At 57.9% G+C, this 2355-nt stretch carries 3 protein-coding genes and 1 pseudogene; all 4 read right to left on the reverse strand.

Going from position 1 to position 2355, the window contains the following annotated elements:
- Nucleotides 1–581 (reverse strand): annotated as a pseudogene (locus tag I5W_RS21205) (choice-of-anchor A family protein); the annotation flags it as partial.
- Nucleotides 582–809: 228 nt separating this feature from the next.
- Nucleotides 810–1325 carry a GNAT family N-acetyltransferase gene (locus I5W_RS21210; RefSeq protein ID WP_044530721.1) on the reverse strand — a complete coding sequence of 172 codons (516 nt, stop codon included), beginning with the start codon at nucleotides 1323–1325 and terminating at the stop codon, nucleotides 810–812.
- A 172-nt stretch (nucleotides 1326–1497) separates the two neighbouring features.
- Nucleotides 1498–1899: a MerR family transcriptional regulator gene (locus I5W_RS21215; RefSeq protein WP_017450878.1), complete on the reverse strand. Its 402-nt coding sequence runs from the start codon at nucleotides 1897–1899 to the stop codon at nucleotides 1498–1500.
- A gap of 3 nt (nucleotides 1900–1902) precedes the next feature.
- Nucleotides 1903–2316: an integration host factor subunit alpha gene (locus I5W_RS21220; RefSeq protein WP_026051953.1), complete on the reverse strand. Its 414-nt coding sequence runs from the start codon at nucleotides 2314–2316 to the stop codon at nucleotides 1903–1905.
- Between the last annotated feature and the right edge of the window lie 39 nt (nucleotides 2317–2355).

Raw genomic sequence — 2355 nt, forward strand, 5'->3', positions numbered from 1 at the left:
CGGTTGCCGTTGATCGAGACGGTGCTGTTGGCCACCGCGCGCTTCAAGCTACTGGAGGTGCTGCTCAGCGTGCTGGCGAAATTGGTGGAGCCAGCTGCATCCTGATTGGTCTGCATCAAGGTGGTCGGCGAGGAGACACGACCACCATTGAAGTTGCTACCAGAGCTGCTGCCACGCACGTAGGCCGCACCATTCAGGTTGCTGTTGGAAACGCCGCCGGCGAGGTAGCTGGAACCATTATTGACGATGGAATTGGTAAAGGAGCCACCGATATAGGAGCCCAGGCCATTGACGTGCACGTTGCTGGCGCTGCCCATGACTGTCAGACCGGCATAGTAGGACGCCGGGGTATCCCCCATGTGTTGCACGTAATCGCCACCGGTCAGCGAGCCGCCGATCCAGGCGCGGCCATCGACATGAGAATAGGAGGTGGCGTTACCCAGCACCACCAGATTGAACTGCTGCAGTGTCTGGGCGCCCGTGAGCGAAGCGGTGGCTGCGTGCGCGACGCCAAACAAACCCAGGGACAACAGTGGTGCCACGGCAAAGGTAGCCAGTACCGATCTTGAACGAATCAACATGAAAACCCCATTCGATGATGTGATTCCCGCATCCGGTTTCCCCACCGGCTTGAGGGTGAATTGTCGCGGTCAGGCGCCGCGTAAATCTGCCTAAAACCTTGCAAATTTTTTATCAATTCTAATGCCTTATATGTTGTTCAATCAATAACAATTAATGCAAAAAAGGCAAGTGTGTGAAATTTGCCACATTGATAACATCCAAGTTTCTCATCAACCGATAGCAAGCTCTTATTTGACGATCATGGACATGTAACGAGCATCTGTACCGTAGCTGCCAAGAGCCCCCTGCCCCAGCCGCAAAGCTTGTGGATCATCCGCGAAGCCAGCAGCACCCCAGTAGCCCCCCGAATCATGGACCGCCACCAGCGCTGCACGGGGCAAGTCGGCACCGCGACATATCTGACGCAACTCACCCACCAGGCTGCGCCCCAATCCCGAGCCCCGCGCCGATGGCAGCAGCGCCACGTCATGCAGGTGCAGACAATCGGCCTGGGTTTCGAGGCAGTGCAGCAACTGATTCAAGGCCGGTGGAGACCCATGGCGGGTGGGATGCATGAAGGCGTAGCCGATGACTTGCTCGCCATCGTCCTGGCGGATGGCAATGCGGCAGCCCTGCGGGAACAGACGCAGTCGTTCAGCGAAAACTTCTTCGGCTTCAAAGTAGCCCAGGTGAACCTGAGCGGCGATATCCATCACGCAAGCGAGGTCAGCGGGCGTCATCGGACGCCATTGGTAACGGATCACGGATATTCTCTCCTGCCATCGTCATGATCACTGCGATGGCCGTCAAAACAAACACGCCGCACGGCGGTCGGCAATGACCAGCGTGCGGCGCGATCAAACATGGAAATCATGCAGAACCTGGCGGGCAACTGAAGCGGCAGGAACGCTGCCGTCCACGCACCCGACCTGATACTCAGGCAGTTGCCCCCGGCTTGAGGGTTGCCAGCACGGACAGCAATTCACTACGCAGCACCTCGATGGCTGCTTCGTCCAGGCTGATCGTGGGGCGTTGCGGCTGTTCCGGCTGCTCGGGCTCATTGGTGCCATCGAGCTTGTTGCGCGCACCACTGATAGTGAAGCCCTGTTCATACAGCAGCTCACGAATGCGACGAATCAGTAGTACTTCGTGATGCTGGTAGTAGCGCCGGTTACCACGACGCTTGACCGGCTTCAACTGCGTGAATTCCTGTTCCCAGTAGCGCAGCACGTGAGGCTTTACCCCACACAGCTCGCTGACCTCGCCGATGGTGAAATAGCGTTTGGCAGGGATGGGCGGCAACACGATGGCCGCCGGTTTGTTGACACGATCATTCATAGCTTAGACGGACATTTCAACGGGGCTGCCGCTGGAGAGTTCCACCATTTCCTTCAGTTTCTGGCTGGCGTGGAAAGTCACGACGCGCCGCGCGGTGATCGGGATTTCCTCGCCTGTCTTGGGATTGCGGCCAGGCCGTTGCGGCTTGTCGCGCAGCTGGAAATTACCAAAGCCGGACAGCTTGACGGCCTCGCCACGTTCGAGCGCGTTGCGGATCTCGTCGAAGAAGGTTTCCACCATGTCCTTGGCTTCGCGCTTGTTCAGACCGACCTGCTCGAACAAAAGTTCGGCCAGCTCGGCCTTGGTCAGCGTCGGCAGGTTCTTGTCAGCCTGCGAACGTGCCTGCGATTCGAGCACGGCACGATGCAGGTCAGCGTCCAGCACGGATTGAAATTCGTTCGAATTCACGTTGTTCATGGCGATGAATGACTGGGCCTCAATCGATTCCGGTGGTAA

Source organism: Herbaspirillum sp. B65 (assembly GCF_000333555.1).
Classification (GTDB): domain Bacteria; phylum Pseudomonadota; class Gammaproteobacteria; order Burkholderiales; family Burkholderiaceae_D; genus Herbaspirillum; species Herbaspirillum rubrisubalbicans.